Origin of the sequence: Paenibacillus sp. FSL H3-0469 (genome assembly GCF_038051945.1) — a bacterium.
Taxonomy (GTDB): domain Bacteria; phylum Bacillota; class Bacilli; order Paenibacillales; family Paenibacillaceae; genus Paenibacillus_AQ.
On sequence record NZ_CP150302.1, the window covers coordinates 3,322,771 to 3,347,717 of the forward strand.

Annotated in this window: 17 protein-coding genes; all 17 read right to left on the minus strand. The window is 54.2% G+C overall.

The genetic code is table 11. The features are described 5' to 3' along the window. Window positions 1-12 precede the first annotated feature (12 nt). The 17 genes from NSS83_RS14425 to NSS83_RS14505 all read right to left on the minus strand — a co-directional run bounded on the left by NSS83_RS14425 (window position 13) and on the right by NSS83_RS14505 (window position 24,515). Window positions 13-486, minus strand: a complete 474-nt coding sequence (locus NSS83_RS14425) for a GNAT family N-acetyltransferase (protein ID WP_341183938.1) — start codon at window positions 484-486, stop codon at window positions 13-15. Window positions 487-576: 90 nt separating this feature from the next. Then, the gene (gene gatB / locus NSS83_RS14430; RefSeq protein WP_341183937.1) at window positions 577-2,022 is read right to left on the minus strand and encodes an Asp-tRNA(Asn)/Glu-tRNA(Gln) amidotransferase subunit GatB; all 1,446 of its coding nucleotides are present in this window, start codon (window positions 2,020-2,022) and stop codon (window positions 577-579) included. Window positions 2,023-2,054: 32 nt separating this feature from the next. Next, window positions 2,055-3,512 carry an Asp-tRNA(Asn)/Glu-tRNA(Gln) amidotransferase subunit GatA gene (gatA, locus tag NSS83_RS14435; RefSeq protein WP_341348474.1) on the minus strand — a complete coding sequence of 486 codons (1,458 nt, stop codon included), beginning with the start codon at window positions 3,510-3,512 and terminating at the stop codon, window positions 2,055-2,057. 26 nt (window positions 3,513-3,538) lie between these two features. Then, complete coding sequence (gene gatC, locus NSS83_RS14440) at window positions 3,539-3,826, minus strand: Asp-tRNA(Asn)/Glu-tRNA(Gln) amidotransferase subunit GatC (protein ID WP_340751676.1); 288 nt, start codon at window positions 3,824-3,826, stop codon at window positions 3,539-3,541. A gap of 166 nt (window positions 3,827-3,992) precedes the next feature. After that, window positions 3,993-5,486 (minus strand): L-arabinose isomerase, encoded by a 1,494-nt coding sequence (gene araA, locus NSS83_RS14445; RefSeq protein ID WP_341348475.1) that lies wholly within the window; start codon window positions 5,484-5,486, stop codon window positions 3,993-3,995. A 19-nt stretch (window positions 5,487-5,505) separates the two neighbouring features. Next, window positions 5,506-6,555 (minus strand): DUF4432 family protein, encoded by a 1,050-nt coding sequence (locus NSS83_RS14450; protein ID WP_341348476.1) that lies wholly within the window; start codon window positions 6,553-6,555, stop codon window positions 5,506-5,508. Between the two features lie 33 nt (window positions 6,556-6,588). After that, window positions 6,589-7,467, minus strand: a complete 879-nt coding sequence (locus NSS83_RS14455) for a class II fructose-bisphosphate aldolase (RefSeq protein WP_341348477.1) — start codon at window positions 7,465-7,467, stop codon at window positions 6,589-6,591. Between the two features lie 13 nt (window positions 7,468-7,480). Next, entirely contained in the window at window positions 7,481-8,992 is a 1,512-nt protein-coding gene (locus NSS83_RS14460; RefSeq protein WP_341348478.1) for an FGGY-family carbohydrate kinase, read from the minus strand. A 16-nt stretch (window positions 8,993-9,008) separates the two neighbouring features. After that, a complete protein-coding gene (locus NSS83_RS14465) occupies window positions 9,009-11,069 on the minus strand; it encodes a TIM-barrel domain-containing protein (protein ID WP_341348479.1) in 2,061 nt (686 codons plus the stop codon). A gap of 34 nt (window positions 11,070-11,103) precedes the next feature. Then, complete coding sequence (locus tag NSS83_RS14470; RefSeq protein WP_341348480.1) at window positions 11,104-11,985, minus strand: carbohydrate ABC transporter permease; 882 nt, start codon at window positions 11,983-11,985, stop codon at window positions 11,104-11,106. A 14-nt stretch (window positions 11,986-11,999) separates the two neighbouring features. Then, entirely contained in the window at window positions 12,000-12,908 is a 909-nt protein-coding gene (locus NSS83_RS14475; RefSeq protein ID WP_341183929.1) for an ABC transporter permease subunit, read from the minus strand. Between the two features lie 18 nt (window positions 12,909-12,926). Further along, the gene (locus NSS83_RS14480) at window positions 12,927-14,555 is read right to left on the minus strand and encodes an extracellular solute-binding protein (RefSeq protein WP_341348481.1); all 1,629 of its coding nucleotides are present in this window, start codon (window positions 14,553-14,555) and stop codon (window positions 12,927-12,929) included. A gap of 41 nt (window positions 14,556-14,596) precedes the next feature. Then, window positions 14,597-17,845 (minus strand): DUF6259 domain-containing protein, encoded by a 3,249-nt coding sequence (locus NSS83_RS14485; RefSeq protein ID WP_341348482.1) that lies wholly within the window; start codon window positions 17,843-17,845, stop codon window positions 14,597-14,599. A 3-nt stretch (window positions 17,846-17,848) separates the two neighbouring features. Next, a complete protein-coding gene (locus NSS83_RS14490) occupies window positions 17,849-19,300 on the minus strand; it encodes a family 43 glycosylhydrolase (protein WP_341348483.1) in 1,452 nt (483 codons plus the stop codon). A gap of 21 nt (window positions 19,301-19,321) precedes the next feature. Next, window positions 19,322-20,995: an extracellular solute-binding protein gene (locus tag NSS83_RS14495; protein WP_341348484.1), complete on the minus strand. Its 1,674-nt coding sequence runs from the start codon at window positions 20,993-20,995 to the stop codon at window positions 19,322-19,324. 98 nt (window positions 20,996-21,093) lie between these two features. Beyond that, the gene (locus NSS83_RS14500) at window positions 21,094-22,764 is read right to left on the minus strand and encodes a response regulator (RefSeq protein ID WP_341183924.1); all 1,671 of its coding nucleotides are present in this window, start codon (window positions 22,762-22,764) and stop codon (window positions 21,094-21,096) included. Continuing rightward, complete coding sequence (locus NSS83_RS14505; protein WP_341348485.1) at window positions 22,761-24,515, minus strand: histidine kinase; 1,755 nt, start codon at window positions 24,513-24,515, stop codon at window positions 22,761-22,763. The genes NSS83_RS14500 and NSS83_RS14505 overlap by 4 nt, the downstream gene beginning before the upstream one ends. Window positions 24,516-24,947: the final 432 nt, after the last annotated feature.

The following is a 24,947-nucleotide window of genomic DNA, read 5'->3' on the forward strand; positions in this document are numbered from 1 at the left end:
GGGATGCACTTGTCATTTCAGCCTGCCTGTCCGGTGGAATTCCAGCAGCTCTACTCCCGGAACCACCTCTTCGGACCCCACAGGAATGAACCCGTGCTTGGTATAGAGCGTCACTGCCGGAAGATTCAGCTTCCCCGTAGATACGATAAACTGCTCCATCTCCGCATAACGGGCAAAGATAAATTCTAATAGTCTTCCGGCCACGCCTTGGCGGAAATGGTCCGGGCTGACCATCATCCGGGTAACGGTTAGCTTGCCGGGAGACTCCTGGGTAACTGCAACAGCACCGAGCAGCTCCTCCGTCTCATCGAAGCAGCCATAGAAATCCTCTGTAACCCGGCTGAGCATGTCCCTCGTCTCCAGCAGCGGCGGTATGTCACGAAACCCGATGATCTCCGCCTCCAGGCGGTATGCCTTATGCTGAAGGCTCCACAGCTCATCAAGTAGGAACTCATCCTGCAGGTTCAGTCTCACGATTGTATCCATCCGTACATTCCCCTTATATACTGCACAGGGGCCTGCCGTTGCCGACAAGCCCTGTGCCCAAGATTCTATGATCTATTACCCAAAAGCAGTCTATCTGTTCAGCACTTCTGCGAGCAGAGTGTTCGCAAGCCCCGGGTTAGCCTTCCCTTTGCTCGCCTTCATGACCTGTCCTACAAGGAAGCCGATGGCTTTTTGCTTGCCTGCCTTGTAATCTTCGACCGATTGCGGATTGGCTGCGACCACTTCCTCAACAATTCGTTTGATCGCCCCTTCATCGCTGATCTGAACGAGGCCTTGCTCTTCCACAATTACCGCCGGCAGCTTTCCGCTTTCCAGCATTTCTTTGAATACCGTTTTGGCGATTTTGCTGCTGATGGTCCCGCCTGCAATCAGGCCGATCATCTCGCCCAGTCCCTGCGGCGTAATCTTCACCTGGGATAATTCCAGATTGTTGCTGTTCAGATAACCGAGCAGATCGCCCATCATCCAGTTGGCGACAGCCTTGGCATCCTGCGTGAAGGCAAGACTGCCCTCGAAGAAGTCAGCAAGCGGCTTGGAGGAGGTGAGCACTCCGGCATCATAGGCAGTCAGACCAAACTCCTCACTGTACCGGGCCTGCCGGGCATCCGGCAGCTCAGGGATTGTGGAGCGGATCGCTTCCTTCCAGTCCTCCCCAATATGCAGCACAATCAGATCCGGGTCCGGGAAATAACGGTAATCATGGGCTTCCTCCTTGCCGCGCATGGACAAGGTCTTGCCTCCGGCTTCATCCCAGCGGCGTGTCTCCTGTACAACAGTTCCCCCGTCATCCAGAATCTCCGCCTGGCGGAACTGCTCATATTCAAGGCCACGGAGCACACCGCGGAAGGAGTTCATATTCTTCAGCTCCGCACGGATACCGAATTCTTCCTGGCCTGCCGGCCGCAGGCTGATGTTGGCATCACAACGCATGGAGCCTTCCTCCATCTTCACATCGGACACATCGCAGTACTGCATAATAGCGCGGATCTTCTCCAGGTAAGCACGCGCTTCCTCCGGCGAACGCAGATCAGGCTCAGACACAATCTCAATCAGCGGCGTCCCCACACGGTTGAAGTCAACCAGGGAAGCGAAGCCTCCATCCACATGAGTCAGCTTACCGGCGTCCTCTTCCAGATGAAGGCGGGTGATCCCGATCCGCTTGGTCTCTCCGTTCACTTCAATATCAATCCAGCCGCCCAGGCCGATAGGCTGATCGTATTGCGAGATCTGGTAGGCTTTTGGAGAGTCGGGGTAAAAATAGTTTTTGCGGTCGAATTTGCTGACATCTCCAATCGTACAGTTAAGCGCCATTGCCGCTTTCATGGCATACTCCACCGCTTGGCGGTTCAGCACCGGCAGTACACCGGGGTGGCCGAGACAGACCGGACAGGTGTGCGTATTAGGCGGCGCGCCGAATTCAGTGGAGCAGCCGCAGAAGATTTTGGACTTGGTATGAAGCTCCACATGAACTTCCAGCCCGATGACCGTTTCATATTTAGACATAGATAATCTCATCCCTTAAAAGTTTTGTGGTCAACTACTTCAAGCTACAGTTGCGGGCGGGCCTTGTGATGCTCTGTATGTTGTTCAAAGGCATGCGCAACGCGCAGTACCGTACTCTCATCAAACTCCTTGCCGATAATCTGCAGGCCGACAGGCAGACCTTCCGCGAAGCCGCAAGGAATGCTGATGGCAGGAATACCGGCCAGGCTGACAGGAATGGTAAGGATATCATTCAGATACATGGTCAGCGGATCTTCGGTCTGCGAGCCCAGCTTGAAGGCTGTGGTTGGCGCAGTCGGCCCGATGACAACATCATACTTGCGGAATACTTCGTCGAAATCCTGCTTAATCAAGGTGCGGACCTTCTGTGCCTTCAAATAATAGGCATCATAATATCCGGAGCTGAGCGCGTAGGTGCCGAGCATAATCCGGCGTTTGACTTCAGGGCCGAAGCCCTGGCTGCGGGAATTATGGTACAAATCCAGTAATCCGCCCCCATCATCCACACGCACTCCGTAACGGACACCGTCAAAACGGGCCAGGTTGGAGGAAGCCTCCGAGGAGGAGAGCAGATAATAAGCGGCTACAGCGTATTCCGTATGCGGAAGGGAAACCTCTTCCCATACTGCGCCAAGGCCTTCCAGCACTTTAAGCGCTACGAGCACCGATTCACGGACCTTGGCATCCACACCTTCACCCAGGTATTCCTTAGGTACGGCAATCCGCAGACCCGAGACGTCGCCGGTCAGTGAGTTCAGATAATCAGGTATGTTAACCTTAGCTGAGGTGGAATCCTGGGCATCGTAACCGGCAATTGCCTGCAGGACGTATGCGGAATCCTCCACGGTACGGGTAATCGGACCGATCTGATCCAGTGAGGAGGCAAAAGCGACCAGCCCGTAGCGGGAGACGAGACCGTAAGTCGGCTTAAGGCCAACGACTCCGCAATAAGAAGCGGGCTGGCGGATGGAGCCGCCTGTGTCGGAGCCGAGCGTAAAGAATACTTCCCCGGCTGCAACCGCTGCTGCCGAACCGCCGCTCGAACCGCCTGGAACACGCTCAAGGTCCCATGGATTGCGTACAGCGCCGAAGCTGGAATTCTCATTGGACCCGCCCATGGCGAACTCGTCCATGTTCAGCTTGCCCATAGTGACGGCATCAGCCTGACGCAGCTTGGAGACTACGGTCGCATCATACACCGGCTGGAAATTGGTGAGAAATTGGCTGGCACAGGTGGTGCGCAGACCTTGGGTCACGATATTATCCTTAATACCAGCAGGCAGTCCGAAGAGCAGACCGCGTGAAGCCCCGGATGCCAGCTTGTCATCAAGCTCGCGTGCCTTGGCACGGGCTCCCTCTTCATTCAGTGTCAAAAAGGCATGAACCTTGCGCTCACGCTCCGTAATAACGGATAGTGAATCTTCGGTCAGCTCACTGACCGAGACCGCTTTGGTGTTCAGCATGTTATGTAATTCAGGTAATCGGTATTGAAACAGGCTCAACTTGCTTCCTCCTCTCAGGTATGGGGTTATTCCAGAACAGCGGGAACCTTGAAATGCCCTTCTTCGTCTTCTGGTGCGTTAAGCAGAGCTGCCTCCTGGGTCAGGCTCTCCTTGACCACATCGTCACGCATTACATTGCTTACCTGCAACACATGGGTGGTCGGCGGAACGTTCTCGGTATCCAGCTCATTCAACTTCTCGGCATATTGTAAAATAGCATTCATTTGTTCGGTGAAGGTAGCCTCTTCTTCCGGGCTTAATTGCAGGCGGGCCAGCTTGGCCACATGCTGCACATCTTTGACGGTAATGCTCATAATGGATATCCCTCCTGTTTAAAGGGCTAAAGCGCCCGGATAACGTTTTTAATTATAGGGTAGACGGCCTTACAATTCAATGCGCTTGTCGATTGATGGAGCAAAAAGACCCGCACCTGCTATTGTGGCAGGAAGCGGATCTTTGAGTGATCAAGCATTTATCCGGCTAATGATTCAACCGGTAATACAGGTCATTCCAGCGCAGCTCATTTTCAATTGAAGCCAAAGTGCTGGAGGCGTCAATGACGAGACACTCGATTCCTGCCATGCGCGCCCAATCCCGGAGCTGTTCACTTGTGGTATGGAAGGAAAAGGCGAAGTGATGTGCACCGCCGGCCAGAATCCAGGCTTCCGAAGCCCCGGTCAAGGAGGGTTCCGGTTGCCAGAGCAGGCGCGCTACCGGCAGATGAGGCATGCTGTGTTCATTCCGCACGGCATTCACTTCATTGATGATCAGACGGAACCGGTCGCCCATATCCACCAGCGTGACATTGATTCCCGGGCCGCTTGCTCCGTTAAAAATCAGCCGCGCCGGAGCCTCCTTGCCGCCTACAAACAAGGGATGCACTTCAATTCTCGGTCTGTCGGCAGCCAGAGACGGACAGACCTCCAGCATATGTGAACCCAGTACCATTTCATTGCCTTTTTGCAGATGATAGGTGTAATCCTCCATGAATGAGGTGCCTTGGTTACCGGCCATAATCTTCATCATCCGTACCAGCGCAGCCGTCTTCCAATCCCCTTCACCGCCGAAGCCATAGCCTGCCGCCATCAGCCGCTGAGCCGCCAGTCCAGGCAATTGCTTCAAGCCATGCAGGTCCTGAAAGCTGGTCACGAACGCTGTATATCCGCCCTCCTCCAAAAATTCACCCAGCGCAATCTCCATCCGCGCCTGTTCACGAATCGCTTCCCGTTCAGCACCATCCGTACGTCCCTGATCCGTAAAGTCGTACAATTCGGCGTATTCATCCATAAGCTGGCGCAGCCTGGCTTCGCTTACACTCCGAACCCGTTCAGCCAGATCGCCGGCCGGATAACCGTTGACCGTCCATCCTAACTTGATTTGCGCCTCCACCTTATCGCCTTCTGTAACTGCAACATCACGCATGTTGTCGCCGAACCTTGCGATCCTCATCGTCTGGCTCCCGGTATAGCCCGCTGCCGTCTTCATCCACCCTCCGATTCTTGCACGCACCTCTTCATCCTTCCAGTGGCCGGCAATAATCTTCCTCGGCATCCGCAGGCGGGCACCGATGAACCCGAACTCACGGTCGCCGTGCGCCGCCTGATTGAGGTTCATAAATTCCATGTCTATACTGTCCCAAGGAATCTCGACATTGAACTGGGTATGCAGATGCAACAGCGGCTTGCGCAGCTGGGTCAGCCCCGAGATCCACATTTTGGCCGGTGAGAAGGTGTGCATCCAGGTGATTACCCCCGCACAGGTTCCGCTGGAATTCGCTTCAAGACAAACCCGCAGAATCGCTTCCGGAGCTGTGACTGTTTCCCGGAATTCTACCGGATACGGAAGGCCTCCTTCGCGGTTTAACTCGGCAACCATTGTCCGGGAGTTCTCCTCCACTTGCGCCAGTACATCCTCCCCGTATAATCCCTGGCTCCCTGTTACGAACCAGAATACATAAGGCTTAGCCTGCAGCATATCATATTCCTCCATTTGTTCAGTTCGTTGTGAATTTCAATTCAATCTCGTAATGAACGGCTGCTCCAGGCTCAAGCAGTTGCAGCGAATCCGCTTCCTGTTCCTCCGCCCTTCCCCGGGTCCAGCAATTAGACGGCTCAAGTCCCAGCACATGCTCGCCAGCTCCCGGCATTCTCCACTGCACCAGTCTGGGGAGCGTCCGCCGGTTCCACTTCAGTTCTAAAGTCAGGCCGCCGGCAGAAGAAGCTGCGCCGGGGATTGGAAATGAAGGGCTGTTAATTTGTGCGCAGATATAGGTTTCCTGTGACAAGGGTTCATGATAATACACCTGTTCTGCATGCCGATGATCCGGCGTCTGCCATTCATTCATCCGTGACATCTCCATATCAGCATCACGTGCAGCACATGTGCTTTCCGGCAATATGATCCTTGTATCTTCCGCCAGCAGAGGATAGCCGAAGTTGAAATGATACAGCATCAGATGCGGGGCGGGTGTGAAGCCTGCATTCTCCACGGTATCGTTAAGCTGAAGGCTGTTCTCGCCGAGCCTGCTTGTAATCGTGCGGGTCAAACGCAGCTTATGTCCAAAAATAGACGTTTCCTCTACAACTCCCCGCAGGCGCATCTCATATTCATCGCCTTGCCATTCTGTCTGATACGCAGCCTGCCGCGCGGGTGTATGGTGAATTCGTCCATGTAATCCATAGGCTCCGTACTGGTCTTGACCGGCTGCACCAGCTTGCGACAATCCGCAGGTCATCAACAAGCCGCCGGAAGCTGTCCGCAGCCAGTAATTCCCCTCTTCCCTGAAATAAGCAGCGTGGGGATCGCCGTTGCCGGCAGACCAGCTAACCGGAATACCGCAGAATTCAGCCAAAGAGATATCCATGCCTTTCCCGGGATGCACCCAATAGGAGAGGCCCGAGCCGGTCCGCACACGGAATACTTCCTGAGCGGCCTCCGGCCCTTCTCTCATGACAAAGGGCTGCACTCCCCCAAGCTGCTCGATCCGGCCTACTCTGGCTTCCAGCTCACGCCGGGTCCATTCTCTGCCATAAAGTCTTGCCATACCGCCATTCCTCCTGTAAAGGGCAGGTAAGCCTCAGGCTTGTCCGGCACTCCCGAAAATTCTCATCGTTCTCACAATATCCTGCTGTACCGCTTCCATAGCCCATGCGGAAATGTCATGATAATAGCTTTTGCGCTGCTTCGCGCTGTTGGCCGCCAATTTCGCCTGAAGCGTATTCGCCACTTCATGCGCCATGTTGGAATAATAGTTGAGCTTGCGGATGCCGCACTGTATGGAGGTGACATAAGCAGCCTCATCCAGGCCGGACCCGCCATGCATCACCAGCGGCAGGCCGGTAAGCTGCTTGATGAGCTTCAAACGTTCAAAATCCAGAACCGGCTCTTGCAGATAAACACCATGTGCTGTCCCGTAAGCGACGGCAAGGGCATCGATATCGGTATGTTCAATAAAGACTTGCGCCTCTTTGGGATTGGTGTACACATCATCCGGATCATATTCTTCTATCTCTTCCTCGTCTCCGCCGCCCTCCGGACGCAGGATCCGGCCAAGCTCGGCTTCTACGGAAACGCCGAGCGCCTTGGCGATCTTGCTGATCTCATTGGTCTGGCGGATATTCTCTTCCAGCGGCAGATGCGCGCCGTCGAACATCACCGACGAGAAGCCCAGCTTCATCGCACGGACCAGAATTTCATGATCCTGGCCATGGTCCAGGTGTACCGCAACCGGAACCCGTGCCTGCCTCGCGGCCGCAAGTATAACCGGAGCGATCACTTCTAGCGGAACAAGCGGAATATGTACTTCCGCAAAGGAAAGAATGACCGGCGAGTTCACCTCCTCGGCCGCAGCAATGATTCCCCGGATCATCTCCAAATTAATTACATTGTACGCGCCGACGGCATAACGCTTGGCTTCGGCATCCTTCATCAACTCTTTGAGGGTCACTAATGGCATTCTTCAGCATCTCCTATGGGTATGACATGACGTTGTTCACCGCTTGATACAGCCGATTATATTTGGCGTAATTCTCATCGTAGTGTTTACGGTTATCCGGACGTGGATAGTAGGTGGTATTCACCTTCACCAGATGGTGCGCCGCATCCTCAAAGGATGGGAACACTCCCAGTGCCACGCCGGCCAACATAATTGCGCCCAATATACCTGCCTCTTCAATATCAAGGGCGGTGATGGGCCTATTCATAATGTCTGCCTTGATCTGCAGCCACAGCCCGGACTTGGCGCCGCCGCCGCAGGCCTTGATCTCTCCAATACTCATGCCCGCTTGCTCCAGGCAATCCAGATTAAGTCTCATTTCATAGGTGACGCCTTCCATTAAAGCTCTATACAGCTCACCCTTGGTGGTATTAAAATTCAAGCCCGCAATGACCCCAGCAGCAGCCGGATTCATGTATGGAGTTCCTGAACCGGCAAAATGGGGCAGTACCAGGAGATCAGTGGGACCTTCTCCGGCGTTCTCGCCCATAATCTCATAGACACTTCGGCCGGACTCATCTGCCGCGCATTTTTCTTCGTAGCCGAACTGATCCCTGAACCACTTGAGCAAGGAACCTCCGGTAAAATTAAAGGCATACGTGGTATATTTCCCCTGAATATAAGGGACTAGCGCCAGCTTGCTGGCGGCAAGCGCCTGGTCATTGACCTGCATTTTACGGAAAACGGGCGTGATGCACTCTACGGTGCCGATGCCGTCTACAGCCGAGCCTTCTTCCGTAACTCCCGCGCCTATAGCCGCGCATACCTGGTCATGTCCGCCGAGCACGAGCTGGAGATGGGCAGGCAAACCTAGCGCCTCAGCTGCTGAGGGTAAAATCTGGCCGATCCGTGATCCAAGCTCCTGCGCCTCGGGAAATATCCCGCGCTTAAGCCGTGCCGCCTGGATAATATCTTCATCCCATCCAAGCCGATGGACATCAAAGGCCATCGTTCGGGATGCCAGCGAATAGTCGATCACTGGTCTTGCACCGAGCTTGAACAGAATAAATGATCCAAACGGCAGAAATGTATGAAGCCGCTCATAAATGTCCGGCTGCTCTTCCCGGTACCACATCAATTTGGAGAGGGTGTACATCGGATGGGGGTGAAGGCCCGTCTTGCTGGTGATGTTCTCCTCCCCAATGTGCTCCACCAATGCCTCCAGTTGCCTGCTTCCCCGCTTGTCGATATACAGGAGGCTGTTCCCGAGCACGTTGCCTCCGTTGTCGAGGAGGACGGCAGCCTCGCCAAAGGAAGAAACGGACAGGCCGGCAAGCCGGGTATGAGGCCTGTCATACATGTTCATTGCGGAACCCAGTACAGCCTTAACCGCTTCCCACACCTTCTGCGGATTCAGCTCGTAACAGCCGCTTGCCGGTGATTCCATGGCGTATTCCCTGTATGCCTGGGCCAGCACTTCACCCGTTGAAGCCATGATCAGGCATTTCGTGCCTGTTGATCCGATATCTAAGCCTATGAGATCCACAGCGGCCCTCCTTTCTCTACAGCACGTATTTCACACCGGCTATACTATAGCGCTCGGAGACTTTTTCTTGTTCTTGTTCCTCTATGCTCACAATGCCTTCTCCGGCAATCTTTATTTTGGCAAAAGGCAGACTCTCAGAAATCGTTGCATAGCTGACTGCATCATCACATAAAAGCAAGCATTCTCCTGCTTCTGCACCGTACAGTACAGGCTCTATATTAAAAACCGTATGATCCCGGACACATAGAACGGGCTCTGCCCAAGGAATCAGCGCACCCTGTTTGATATACACAGGCACTTCATCCTCTGGGACCTGACGCGTGATCCATTGTCCGCCATCCAGCCACTCGCCGGTCAGCCATTCGTACCAGCGGCCTCCGGGTAAGTAGATCTCACGCGTGTCACCGTTGCCGTAGACAACGGGAGCAGCCATCAGATCGTCTCCCACCATAAACTGGTCGAAGCAATCCAGCACCTCGCGGTCCTCCGGGTAATCCATCACCAAGGGACGGATAGGCGGCGCCCCTTGCTTACTGTATTTTCCAAATGTAGCATACAGGTAGGGAATCAGGCTCATCCTGAACTGCATCAGCTTTCTGCATTGCTGCGCGAGCTGCGGCCAGTCCTCCAGCCACTCACCGGCATGGTTACGGTCATGATCGAATTGCTTCCAGGGCGGCGAAGGGATCATATAACAGTTAAGTACAGCCATTGGCGAGAAAATCACAGCACCGATCCGGCGCAGCAGTTCCTCCCTTGTAGCGGTCTGGCGAACCTCCGGCGACCAGAGGAGACCTGAAAACGAAGCGGTGGCCATTCCCCGTACAAAGTCTTCATGATCGTACAGGTCGCTGTACAGCACATAAGGATAAGGCGCCGCGAGCGCGTGCGAAGCACGCACCTGTCCATAGGTCCGGCGGTCCGCTGCCTTGAACGGGGCGAGCATCGTTTGCTGATAGAGCTGGCCGAACAAGCTGTGCATCTGCTCCCCGTCCGCACCTCCCGGAAAACGGGCGAAATCAGGAAATCCCCAGTTGCCGATATAATCGCCGTTGTCGCATTCATCCAGCTTGAAGCCTGACAATCCCGCCTCTATGAATGGCTGATGAATTCCCGTGAAGGCTTCGCGTGCCTCGGCTTGCGTGAAATCCGGCACCAGGCCGTCCCACACATAGCTGTCTGCCGAATGGGGCCTCAGCTCCGGGAAGATAGGGCTCTCCGGATGCACATAAGCATGTTCCCAGAGATTGAGCCGGTATCCCATTTCATTCAGCTCCCGGATAAGCCCTTTTTCATCCGGGAATCTGCTTTTGTCCCATACATAGGTGCAGGAGTAGGCGTTCGTCTGCCAGCCCGGCTCCAGACCGAACATGTCGCAAGGCATTTCATCATCCCTGATTTGCCGGGCAAGCTGCAGGACATCCTCTTGATCCGCATGCCAGTCAGCGCGGTACATCATCCCGAGACCCCACATGGGCGGCAATGCCCCCCCGCCGCTGAACAGATTATAGCGGGAGACCGCATCCTTCATATCCTTGCCGCAAAAAATATAGACATCCACGCCTTCCGCTGCCGGAATGTCGATCAGCATATTGCCGCTGCCTTTTTTCACTTCCCAGTGACCCTTGCCGGTGCCTGCCGATTTGAACTGCTCCAGATCCTGCCGGCTGCCCACCCGCTTGCATCCTCCGCAGAAAAAGGTGGCATACCGGGCCGTGTCCACCAGAACTCCATAACCGGCGGTGCTTACATAGAAAGGAACCGGCGCATGGGAGTCGCCCAAATCCGCGGACGGGTCGGAGTTCGTGCGCAGCTTCTTCTTGCTGCCGCTCTGCCTGAACGATTTGAGCTGCAGGCCCAAACCGTATACCTCCTCCTTCGGGTCCAAGGGAAGCTCCAGCAATACGGAGCCTTGGCGGGGCTGAAAATGAATGTCCTCCCTTGTAAAGGGAAGCGGATGATCGTCAAGCGCATTCAGCGCTTCGAGGCAGGTGTCGGGCTTCAATACCGATACCGGTGTAATTTCTTCGGGTGTTCCGAAGGTCAGCTTATAGATCCCGCTGGCAATTTTCTGCATAATTCATTTCTCCTACTGTAAATATATTTTGGAACTATCCCTTCACGCTTCCCAGAACGAGACCAGAAACGAAATAACGCTGTAAAAAAGGGTACACACACAAGATCGGCAACGTGGCCAGAATGATCTGCGCGCTCTTGGTCGTACGCGGTGAGATGCTGGCCAGGAGTGCGGCATCCTCAGACCTCACATTGGTAAAATCAAAGCTGACTATAATGGAGCGTAAATAAGTGGCTAACGGATAGTTCTCGGTCTGATTCATGAAGATCATCCCGTCAAACCAGCTATTCCAGTGACCCACCATAGCCAGCAGCAGGATGGTCGCAAACGCCGGCATGGACAGAGGGAAATACAGCTTCCACAGGATGGTCCAGTGTCCCGCTCCATCTATGCGGAAGGACTCATCCAGTTCCCGGGGCAAGCCTCTGAAAAAGTTGATCATTAGAACAATGTTAAAGACGGCCAGTGCTGTGGGCAGGACCAGCACCAGCATGGTGTCCAGCATGTGCAAAGTTTTCACCTGCATGTACAGGGGAACGATGCCTCCGCTGAACAGGATGGTGAACATGAAAAACCATACATAAAAGGTTCGCATGCTGAAGTCCCTGTTCTCCCTTGACAGAGGATAAGCCGAAATAAAGGTAATAAGCATCTGCAGGGCGCTGCCCACAAGCACCCGGATCACCGCTACGCCCAGGGACCGCAGAAACTCCGGACGGGTAGCGATAAATTTATAAGCGTCGAGTGAAAAGTCCGACGGAAAAAACCGTACCTTCCCCATGGCCACCGCTGAGGCTGAGCTGAAGGAAATGGCCAACGTATTGACAATCGGCGCAATGCAGAGGATTGCCAAGAGAATGAGAAACAGTTTGTTGAAAATTGAGAACACGGCACTGCCGTCCAAACGATATTTCATCTTTCTCACCCTTTTCAAAAAATGCGGTAATCGGCAAACTTATAAGCCATATAATAAGAAACTGAAATGAGCACTCCGGACACCAGCGATTTAAACAGTCCTACAGCTGTCGCTACGCTATACTGTGCCTGATTGAACGCCAGCCGGTAGACCAGTGTGTCCAGGATATCACCTGAATTGACAACGAGCGGATTGATTAGCATAAATACCTGTTCAAACCCGGCGTTCAGCACATTGCCCAGACTGAGGGTAGCCAGAAGAATGATCGTAGGACGAATGCCGGGCAAAGTAACATGCCAGATCTGCCGCCAGCGGCTGGCTCCGTCAATCATGGCTGCTTCATATAAATCGGGATTGATGGAGGTTAGCGCAGCCATATAAATAATCGTATTGAATCCAAAGTTCTTCCACACCTCAGTGGTGACCAGTACGCCGGGAAACAGCCGGTTGCTGGACAGAAAGCCTACCGGCTCTCCCCCAAAGGCCTGGATGAGGCTGTTAATCACCCCCTCCAGACTGAGGACATCCAGGATGATACCGCCGAGCACCACCCAGGACAGGAAATAAGGCAGGTACATCGCCGTTTGCAGCACCCGTTTCATCCGCTGGCCGCGCATTTCGTTCAGCAGCAGTGCGACCACGATAGGCACGAGCAACGAAAAGACTATTTTCAAAACCGAGATATAGATCGTGTTATACATGACTTGCCCGAAGCGGGGCATGGAGATGATATATTTGAAATTGTCCATCCCGACCCACGGACCCGCAAGCCAGCCCTTGAACACGCTGAAGTTCTGAAAGGCCATGACAATCCCCATCATCGGGATATAACAGAACAGAATAGCCAGTATAATCCCCGGTATCAAAAACAGATGGTACGGTAATTCATGTCTGAAGCGGCTCTTCAGGCGGAAAACTCTCACAGTTGGAACCCCCTTTCATCACAGGCTGGCGTTAATCTCATCCAGAATCTGCTGGCCCCCCAGTTTGTGCCACTCGGATACAAAAGTATCGAATGCATCGATAGGCTCCGCACCCATGATGATCTTTGTGAAGATTTCACGTTCATAATCGCCGAGGATGCCCATTTTATTCAGCATCGTTTCCGTGGTGCCTCCGTAAGCCTGGGGAATCAGATGATCCGTGCCGTAGCCCTCCACAATGGTTTTGAAGGCTTTGACCTGATGATATTCCATATAACCGGTCCCTTTGCCGTCCAGATAAGCTACACTCGGCTCGTATTTCCCCGTCTCGGTAAGTGCCTGATCCAGCTTGCTGGGATCGCGCTTCTCGATCGCTTCAATCAGATATTCCAGTGATTTCACGGTGGCATCGTCGGTTGTCAGGGTCCGGGCCAGCGATAAATGACCCTGTTCCACAATGGTCTGACCTTTTTCAAAGGCAAAGAATTTCTTGACTTCGGGATCATTCCGGTTAGGGCCGTAGGCCATTTCATTGTAATCATTCAATAATTGGACCAGGATTTCGGGATGCTCATAGTCCTTGTTCACCGCGTAATAGCTCACCACAGTGGTGCCTACATTGGCAAACACATCCTCACCGTCGGCGCTCGGAGCCGCCACTGGCGTCCAGATCATATCCGGCTGTCCCTCCAGGCCCGTACCGTACATGTATACATTCCAGCAACGCCCGTAGCTGATGCCGTATTTACCGCCGCTGACTTCCTCCGTTACCTTGGTCGTATCCTTCATGCCGAACTCAGGATCAATTAAGCCTGCGTCATACATTTCTCTCAGCTTGGCTAAGGCATTCTTCATTTCAGGCTGTACGCTGCCGTAGGTGATTTTGCCGTCTTCTCCCTTCAGCCAGCTCTGCGGATAGGCATGGTAACCGTTGAAGAATCCGGTTGTGGAGGTAATCCCGTCGAACAGCCAGTTGCTGAACGCCAGCCCGCCGGTATCGTCGATGCCGTTGCCGTCCGGGTCCTGCTCCTTGAAGGCCTTGGCCACTGCGATCACCTCGTCGATGGTCTTCGGCACAGGCAGCTTCAGCTTATCCAGCCAGTCCTGCCGCACCCACAACAGACTAGGCTCATAGATGACCGAGGTTGTGTAAGGCAATGCCATGAGCTTCCCGTCAAAGGTAGCCGAATCCATCGCAAGGCCGCCGTCACCGGTGAGAATCTCTTTGGTCAAATCCGAAGCATTCTTCTCGAAAACATCGGTCAGATCCGCTGTCATCCCGGCCTTCACCATAGTTTCCAGCTGATTGGTGGAGGCTTCGATGACGATATCCGGAATCGACCCCGAGGCAATGACGATGTTCAGCTTCTCATTGTATTCATTCTGCAGAGCTGTCCAATCGTGTACGACCTTCAGATTGAATTTGTCAGCATAATGCCGGTACCAGATGTTATTCGCAAAATCATCCCCTGCGGGATAACCCCAGGTGGGCAGGGAATATCGGCCTACCCGCAGTTCGATGGGCTTATTTGAATCGGCAGTGGCACTCCCATTGGAAGTGGCGGTGTCTTTGGTATTGGATGGCGAGCTGCAGGCTGTTAGGGCCAGAAGAACGGTACTAATCGATAAAGCGGCAATTTTTCTCATGATTTTGCTTCCCCCTCATATTCGGTATCTGCATGATCCGTTTACTGCGCAATCAGAGCCGGCTCACCCCAGAAAGCCCGGTCATATCCATAATCGCCCAAGGAATCGGTGATTAGCGTAATAATGACCGAAGTTCCGGCATACTCGGCCAGGGGGATACTGAACGGCGTCCAGGCCCCACCCGGCATCATATCCTGCGACCACTTTATCTCCCCGTTCACCGCTATACGGAAGCCTGCGCCTTGGGATTGTTCCGATCCGTCCTTGATGCCGGCGAATCCTTGCAGTACAGCCGGAGTGCCTGCCGGTAAATTCAAGGCATATTCAATATGCGTCTGACCATGTTGCGGCGGGTGGGCATCCAGCCCCTGCTTCTCAACACTGAGCACAGCACCGCTTCCCGGGAATCCGCCGAACGGAGACTGAGACGGCCCCTCGCTTCCATTCCCGAACACCAGGCTCGAATGAAACGGAGCCCCGCGTAACGTCAACGGCAGCTGCACGGGAGCAGAAACAGTGTTAATCAGATATACCGTACCCGAAGCGGGTGCCGTGATTTCGTAGCGGTTGTTGCCCAGACTTACGGATGAAGCCGCTCCATAGGTGGAATGCACAACACTGAAGGGCTGCGGGCTGTTCACCTTGAAGCTTGCGCTGCGGTTGCCGCCGTATGTTGCGACAGCAACCGTCGGCGCGACCCATACGGCAGAGTCATTGTCTACCGTCACACCGGGATGCGTCTCCAGCCTGAGGGTCACTTCTTTGCCCGCCAATTCCGACAGGTCCAGCTCCACGGCGGTCGGCGTGGCACTTCTGCTGAACTGCTCTTCACTCAGCACCGTGCGATTCTCAGGCGCTGCTGCCTTATCCCAGGCAGATACCTTGAAGGTTACACCGTCACTGCTCGCAACATTCTGCTCGGAGCCTAGCTGCACCCCGGCTTGAAAGCTCGCTGCCGCTGCCGCCGGCAGGCTGAGGTCAAATTCCAGCCATGTCTGTCCGCCCTGCCATGCTCCTGCATAAGGCGGATGGGCCAGTATCCGGTCGCCCCAGTGCTGCACGGTTCCTCCTCCTGGGAAGGAATAGGAGAATCCGCCCGTGGTAGAGAACGGGGCTGCGGTCATATGGACGGTCCCGTCTCCCATGACCTCTCCTGCTCTGACCGGTCCGTCGTAATTCAGCAGATCCATATCACCGGACTGAAGCTTATCCTCCATAACGATGGCAGTGTGGGTGGACCGGCTGGACAGCCGCTTTAGTGCCACATCCTCCGGCCACTCATAGACATGGAAAGCTGAGGAATCACGGGCCTGGTTCAAATACAGATAGGTTCTAAGCGGGTCCAGTCCGAAAAGCCTGTTCTGGTCGTACAGCACCCATCCGGGTATGCTTCCCGGCAACGGATAGCTCTCTGCCCCGTACAAATAACGCATGATGTCGGTGCCCCCGCCGGAAGGATTTCCGTCATAGGCAGTCAGCTTCTCGCCGTAGGAATCAAGCACATATTCGGCACTGCCGCCGCCCGCTGTCTTGAAAGCAAACAGAGTGGAATTTGACCTGTTGCTAAAATCGGCTCTAGGCTGTGCGCTCTGGTACCAATTCGCTTCATCCAGCAATTGCTCCATCAGCGGAGTGGCATTGGCGAGCTGGCCCAGATTGGGTCTGGTGAGCATCGGAATCGCGCCGAGCCTATTCTGAACGACTTTATGCCAGGCCATGTAATAGTCCTCCGTCATCGGGTTGGCATGATCGGGATGGCCGTAAATGGTCGTATAGGGTGCAAAAATCGCTGAGCTGGCCGGAACCACCTGGTCGATTTTGCTCTCATCCCAGGTGCCGCTCGCGGCGAAGATGCCATAGGCATGACGCTGTGCAAAAGACTCGTACCGGGTCGTGATTTCATTCAGGCTTTCTCCGCCCAAGGCGATATTCTCCGGCAGCGCTTCTCTCAGCTCGCGGTGCAGAGCGATATTACCCTGCATCATATTGCTGCCGTCAATCAGACCGTTGGCATCGTTATACATGAGCAGCGACTGGTCCAGATGCAGCGCATCCGGTCCGACTTCATTTACCAAGGCAGTCATCTTGCCAACGAAGAGCTCCCGCCACGCCTCTGCTGCCGGATTAATAACGGCAAATGAAATCTGTTCCGAGCCTGCGGTATACTCCCAACGTTTCCTCTCCAGCGTGAACGGGTCCTTCACCTGATAGGGCTGCATCTGTGTATAATTTTCGTTGTTAAACGATGTTCCAAAGATGTTAACATACAGCATCACGCGGAAACCCAGCGCCTGAGCGGCGTCAACCTTGGCAGCGATATCCGGCTTAGGTTCATAATTAGGAAAATTCACATCATAGGGGTCCGCTCTCCAGCCAGGAACGACCAGCAGCGTCCGCTCCGCATCTACCCGCTGTGCAAGCTCCTCAAGCATTGGCATGTCTTCCAGATCCGTCAGCACCGTGAATCCGATATCCTTGGCCCAATCCGGTTCCTTCGCGGAAGATTCAGACAACCCGAAAGCGCCGTCTGCCCACTCCCGGTACATCGTAGAGCCGTTGGTCCAGTCACCAGCGTAGGCTTTGAGCCGCCAATCGGTGGATACCGCCTTGACCGTCTGCTGAAATGGCGCCGGCGCTTGCGTCTCTATTCCAACATAGAAGCTGCCATTCTCATGCTTCACATGCAAGGTTTTGAAGAACCCTGCGTTGTCATCCGCATGAACCAGCAGTCCGCCATTTGCCCCCTGCACAAGAAACATCTGTGCCTCCCACACATCGGGATAGGTGAACTGGGAGAAGCCATAGGCAGCGTCCGGTGATTCGGCGGTGAGCCGAATCCCTCCCAGCGCGGGAATAATCAGATCATACGTATCCGGGACAATCATTCCCCACTGCACACCTGATATGCCGGGCTGCCCTGTCTCCGCATGCTGGCTGAAAGTCAATGTACCGTCATATTTACGGGCAACCGTCGTCTCCAGTTCAGCCAGCGTAGAGCCTGAGCCCCAGGTGTGTTCATAAGTGACATGCCCCTTCTTCGCAGAAACAGCGGAAGATGCTGCATCATTCCACAGATTGTTCTGCGCCAGATGGCGGATGCCGGTCAGCTTACCGTCGTTTCCGCCGCGGGCCAGTTGCACCGTGCCGTAAGTGAAGTTGATGGCGGCTGTGCCGGAATCAATCGTTACCTTCCCTGTGATTGGATCTGCGGAACTTAAGCCCGGCAGAAGGCTATACAACAGCATACACGCCACACACACTATCACTGTTCTTCTAACCATATTGATCATTACCTATCCCCTCTCTTGATCCGGATTGGAATGAATCTGCATTTCAAACTGTCTGAGCCTGAATTCCGCACTCCCCTCACTTACGAACAATCCCTTCCCTCCCTGCTTAAAATCATACAGCCGCGTGCTTAATGCGATCTCCCCGTTCACATAGACTACGCAAACCTGATCTTCCAGATAGACGCTTAACGAGCATGGAGTTCCGGGCAGCAATGGCAGCGGCCGCTCCATGCCGATAGCGTAAGGGATATCTCCCTTTCTCGGCCACTGGTCTACGACAATCCGGTTACGCCCGGGCTCCAGCCGGATCATATATCCCTGCCCGAAGTCCTGATCTGTCCGCAGAATAAGGCCGCAGCCGCGAGTACCGGGGGTAAACGTTATCGTTGCCGCAAGCTTGCAGGCGCCTTCCGGCAGCGGCCCTGCATAAGCACCGGCGAAGGAATCGGTTGCTACTGCTGCGGCTGTGCTTCCGCTAAATTCCCAGTGCCCGAGCACCTCCGTGAAGGATAAAGCGCTTTCTATACTCAGCGCAGCATTTAAGGGTTCCGGCACTTTTACAAGCAGTGAGCCGTCGGTGCCCTGCATGATCTCATGCACCACCAGATGCCCGCCCCATTGCCAGGTGCCGCCGTCATGCTCGCCTTCACGCGTCGGATTCCATCCGAACGCATAACGACGCTCACCATCGGTCCAGGTCTTCGCGGCATAGAAAGCCCGGGTGTCGAGTGCATCGTTCTCGGGGGCCAGCCAGGGACCCTCCAGCGAGCGGCTCATCCGGTAATGGGTGACCGTCCGGTCCGAGAATGTCGAGTACAGCAGGTACCACCATTCCCCCATCCGGAACAGATCCGGGCATTCATGAGTCGTATACAAGTAGGGGGCCCAGAATGGCTCGCGCACCTCCCAGGTGTTCAAATCCTTAGAGGCGCACAGGGCAACACAGCCGCGGCGGCCCGCAGGCCCTTCCTTCAAACGGGCGGCAAGCAGCATCCAATATTCCCCTGCTTCCTCGTTCCAGAACACAAACGGATCGCGCCAGTCATGCTCCTCGTAACGGTCGGTTGGCGCGTAGAAAGCATCCTCCGGCCGTTTGTCCCAATGCAGGAAGTCGCTGCTGACCGCATGCATCACCGCCTGCTGAGCTTTGCCCTGAGCCGGATAATGAAAATTGTTGCCGGTATAGAAGATATGATAAAGCCCGTCTTTCTTCAGCACGCAGCCCGTATAGATATATAAGTCCTGCTCGGCTTCCCCTCCCCGCTGAAGAACCTCTCCATATTCCTTGTAGTGAATAAAATCGTTGGTCCCCAGCAGAAACCAGGGTGTGCCCTCACCGTGCCCTTCTCTGTCACGCCAATCTTTCAAGTACAGCAGCTTGAACTCGCCGTCTTCATAAAAGGGGATAACATCGGCCAGCCAGCCGTCTTCAGGCTTGTAGAATAATTTGCTCATGCTGTATGTTCACGCTCCTCATTACGGTTCATTAATTTCTTCCAGAATTGCTTTGCCGCCAAGCCGGTTCCATTCCTTTACGAAGCTATCGAATTCATCAATGGAAACGGCCCCCATAATGATTTTGGTGAAGGTTTCTTTCTCGAGCCGGTCCAGCATGGCCCACTTCTCAGTCATTGTAGGTGTTTGACCGCCAAAGGCAGTCATCAGCAGCCGGTCGCCGCTATAGTGGTCCATAGTGATCTCAAAACCGAAATACTGATGGGCAACATCCCAATTTTCCATGTTCCCGGTGTTCAGATAATCGAGCGCCGGCCCATATTTATCAGTTTCAGTGAGCGCATCCTTCAGCAGGCTCTCATCCTCGTTCTGGATAGCCTCGCGGAGTAACGACAACGACTCTGCCACATCTTCGTTCGATACGCCGGATTGGACGATGGATAGTCTGGAAGTGTTGATTCGTTCGCCGCCGTCTCCTTCCATCGTGATGAACTCGCCTTCGCCGCGTCTTGCGCCGTGAACCACCTCTTCATGCAGGTTCAGCATTTTCACCACTGCCTCCGGGTGCTCGAAGCCTTTGCGCACTACGACATAGCCGCTGGCCGAGAAGCCGACACTGGCCTTGGCCGGCATGCCGTCCACTGAAGGCACCGGAAACGGCTTCCACTCCATTCCAGGGTTGTGCCGCACGGCATCAAGGAATACATAGGGATTCCAGTTGGCGCCGAACGTCATGCCGAGCTTGTTCCCAGTGATATCTTCCATTACCTGGTTGCTGTCCTTGACTCCGAATTCCCGGTCAAGCTGCCCGGTCTTATACATCTCCTGAAGCTTGCCCAGCGCATGCTTCATCTCCGGCTGTATGGAGCCGTAAATGACTTGGCCGTTCCCGTCTTTGATCCAGGTCTGCGGATAGGCATGAAAGGCATTAAAGAACCCGGTAAGCGAGGCAAAGCCGCCATACAGATAATTATTGAGGGCCAGGCCGAAGGTATCCGCTTGGTTATTGCCGTCCGGATCTTCTTTGGCAAATGCTTCAGCAATCGCAAATACCTCTTCCAGCGTCCCGGGCTCCGGCAAACCCAGTCTCTCCAGCCAATCCGTCCGCACCCACAGCAGATTGGCTTCATAGATGGGAGCATTGACGATAGGTATAGCGAGCAGCTTGCCATTGAATGTGGCTGAAGCCAGTGCTGCACCGCCGTCTCCCATCTGCAGCTTTTTGGTGCGGTCTGAAGCATAGCGTTCGTAGACCTTTGTCAGATCTTCCAGCTGATCCGCATCCGCCAGCCCTTTGAGCTGGGCGGCCGAGACGGAGAACATTTCCGGCAGACTGCCCAAGGCGATCATGACATTCAGCTTACGGTTGTATTCGCCCGGCAAGGCGGTCCAATCGTGTATAATTTCAATTCCCAGCAGGTTCCGGTACTCCCGGTACCAGATATTATCTTCGATGCTGTCGCCGCCGGGATAGGTCCAGCTCTGGTCAACCGGACGCGCGATGTGAAGCTGAACCGGCGGATCGTATGTCCCGAACGGATCGGCTTCATATTGCTGGCTGTGCTGCCCTTCATCCGGCGGTCTGGAAGCTTTCTCAGTATTCGAACCTCCGCCCGTTCCGGGACTGCACGCGCTCAGCAAAAGCGACAACACTATTCCGTAAGACGTCAAGACTGCCCATCTCTTTCCCTTCACTTCTTATCCCCCCTGAATCTTGGTGGGTCCGCGTGAAAGTTCGCCTTATTTAGCATTATTATAGGCTGGCTTCCTCTCGCCCCTCTACTCGCCGATTTTCACTTTTGATTATCCGATTTGGATAATGCATGCCTCTCTCTGTATTCCTGGGGGGTGATACCAGTCTCCTTCTTGAAAAAACGGTAGAAGGATTGCTCCGTCATAAAGCCGACCGCTTTGGAAATATCCTGAACGATCAGGCTGCCGCCTTCCAGCAGTTTCTGGGCTTCCGTGAGCCGGGAGTCTGCCACGTAATCTGCCAACGACTGGCCCGTTAAGCGTTTATACAACCGGGTCAAGTAATACGGATTGTAGCCTACGACATCACCGATCCTGGTGAGCGACAAATCCCCGGCCAAATGGTGCTCTACGTACAGCCGGACGCGGGTGATTAAATCATGCTCACGGTAGACCTGATCATTTTGCTTTTGTTCAAACAAAAGCATAGCCAGCGCCGATAAGTAGGCTTCTGCGCTATCCCAGGACAGGTGAGCCTCATATCTTGTCAGCTTGTCCAAATCAATGGAGTCTCCGATGACCTCATGCAATTCCCAGCGGTTCATATAAGACAGAAATAAACACATGAGGGAATAGTAGATCTCCAGCTTCAGCCGGTGACCGGTGCCGCGCTGCGGGGAGGCCAAGGCCGCCAGTTTGCCGAATTCGAGAAAGAAATGCTCCTGCTGCCCGTTGTCCAAATAAGCCGCCATGGCCCCCAGCTTACCCAATTGGCTGCTGACTTCATGATTATGCAGTTCCGTCTCCAGCGAAGCATCGCCGATTTCCTTGCACTCTTCGATTAGGACAAGCTCCTTGCCCATGCCCAGTCCCCGGCCCAGCAATGCCTTCAAGGTGCTGAACTGCCGGGGCGCATCCTCCCAGGGGCGAAACACTGCACCGGCTGAGAAAGAGATCCGCAGTTTCAGCAGCCGCTTACAGCACATTGCGATCGTCTCCAGCGTCCCGTGAATGAAACGGATTGCCCGCTTCTTTTCCTCCGGAGCATCGTTCAGGGGCTGCAGCAGCCATAACAGCTTGTTCTTGTCATAACGCAGACTGAGGCAGCGGACGGAGGGGTGCCAGTATTCCTCGGCAATATTCCGGATAGCGTACAGCATCAGCTCCCTGTCTGCCACACTGAGCTCATCCCGCCAATCATCCACGCGTCCGATGGTGAGCAATACGCCGCAGCCGGCATCCAGCGGACACTCAAGCTCATGAAATTTATGTGCAAGCTGGCTTAAGACCGGGCTGTCTCCCTGCAGCAGCTCCAGTAAATAATCGCCCAGCAGCAGCGGACGGACCAGCTGAAGCTGCCGGTGAGCCCGGCCGATCAGCTCCTCTGCTTCCACCGCGGCATCCAGCTGCGCAGCAGCCTGCTCCACGGCATGAAGAATCGCTTCCTCGCCCTCCGTCTTTAACAGGTAGTCCACCCCGCCGCCGCGCATGACCTGCTGTATATAATCAAACTCATCATATCCGCTCAAGAAAATAATTTTGCACCACGGCCAGTGACGCCTGATTTCCTGCTGCAGCTCAATCCCGTCCATTCCCGGCATGCGGATATCGGACAATACAATATCGAACTTCATCTTTCCCAGCAGCTCCAGCGCCTCCGCTGCGGAATACACGCCGTATACCTCCAGCTCCAGCTTGTCCCAATGCCCGAACAAATCAAGCAGGTTCTGCACAATCCACCGTTCGTTATCGACAATCAGCAGTCTGATCATGGCTGTTCCCCCTCTTCCCGTCTCATACTCAGCAGCACCTTCAACCCGCCCAGCTCGCTGCGTGAAACCTCAATTCCAAACTCCGGCCCATATTTCAGTTGAAGCCGGCGGTGCACATTGAGGACCCCTGTCGTTTCCATAGCTTCTTCAGCCAGAGTCAGCGTTCTTCGCAGCGCCTCCAGCTTTCCGTCGTCCAGCGCTTCGCCGTTATCCTCAACCCCGATAACAAGCCGGTCCGTTCCTTCCTCCCGGAAGGATACCCGCAGAATTCCTCCTGCCAGCTTGTTCTCCAATCCGTAGGCATAGGCGTTCTCAATTAATGGTTGTACAATGAGCCGGGGCACCATGGAAGACTCCCATCCCTGAGGTATGGGCTCCAGTTCGGATATGACCGTACCGGAGAAGCGGATGTTCTGAATTTCCACATAGGACCAGGCATGCTTCATCTCAGCAAGCAAACTGACCTGCTCCGCCCCATTTCGTGTGATGAATTGGAAATAACCGCTGAGATGACGAAGCATCCGGTCGGCTACTTCAAATTCCCTCATCCGGACAAGACCCTGCAGAATAAAGAAGGTGTTGTAGAAAAAATGGGGGTTAATCTGCGATTGCAGTTGCTTCAGCTCAGACTGCTGGGATCGGATTCTCTGCTCATACACTTCATGAATTAATTCCTGAATCCGTTCCAGCATGTGGTTGAAGTGATTATACACATAATTGAATTCATCCTGATTGCCGTGATATAGCCTGACGCTCAGGTCCCCTCTCTCCACTCTCCGGAAGGAAGTAATCAGCCGCCTCATCGGCTTATGAATAAAGCGGTAAATCCAGTAGGAGAAAACTACGACGAGCAGCAAAGCGATCAGCGACACCCCCCAAATCCAGCGCCGGTGCTTGCTCAGAGGCTCAAGGACCGTTTCCGCAGGAACAAAAACAGCCAGCGTCGTCCCTAGCAGCGGTGAATATTCACTGGCTCCAAAATAGTCAATTCCCTCAGATTCCAGCCGGTATTGACCGGATGTGCCGCCTTCATTGAGCAGTTCACCCTGCAGACCTTCCCCGAGCGCAGCCAGCAGCGAGTCCTCCACACCGGAAGCAATCTGCCACTGCCCGCCCGTATCCATCCATACTGCTCCGCCGCCTTCCCCCTCGGCCATGCTGGAGAGTGCACGGAGAATTTCCGGGCGGGACAGCTGAATCTCAATGGCCAGCACAGGCGGCCGGCCGGCGTACACAGCATCAGGATACACCCCGCTCATCAGCAGCTTCTCCCCCAAACCGAAAATCGGCGATTTCATATGGGCCGGGTTCAGAAGTTCTTCCAGCTCTTCAGGCGGCATCGCACTGTCGAAATTGTTGGCATTAATACTTCTGTCCATGGAGGGAATATACAGCTTAACGTTCTCCACGAACGGGCTGGAGCTTTTGAGCAAATACAATTTATTCTTGGCAGATAATAAGGCGCGGATTCGTTCGTAGTCATTCAACTGATCCGGAACCGTCGCCAGCAAGAGCAGGTCGTCATCATTGACATACTCCAGCTTCAGCCGCGTAAGCCGTGTCAGCTCTGTCTCCAGCGAAGTCAGATAGAAGTGGACACGGCTGGCCATGGATTCCGAGATTTGCTTCTGGACAACCTCTTGCCCGGATTGATTCATGATCAGCCCTGACAGGTAGAGCGGAATAATAACAAGCAAGAAAGCCATAACAAGTTTGGGATAAATTGAAAGCGCTCTCATAAATCTTGTCAATAGTATCTCTCCTTCAAAAGCTTTCCTTCGTATCGACATCATACCTCTGTAACAGGTCCTGGAACAACAAAACAACCCCACAAGCTATCCATGCCGCTGGCGCGGCACCACAGAAAATGGAAATGGGGAAGTAAAGTTATTTCCAAGGTAGGCTTCGCGGTTTTTTGGTGCATGAAATAAATAATTTGGGTGATTGCCGGACTGGGCGTCTCTTATATTGCCAAAAAGACACCTATTCTGCTGATTGCGGACTGAGTGGCCGTTATTGGGTCTGGACGAGCCGAAAACAAGAGCAAATAAGTTAGTTAAGAGCACCTCAGTCCGCCGAGCGTGCAGAATAGCCCAAACGTCTGAAATAACGGCCTTCCAGTCCGCATGGATTGCAGTAGCATGGATGATGTACGGCTGCGATAGGCAAAACTACTGAATTCT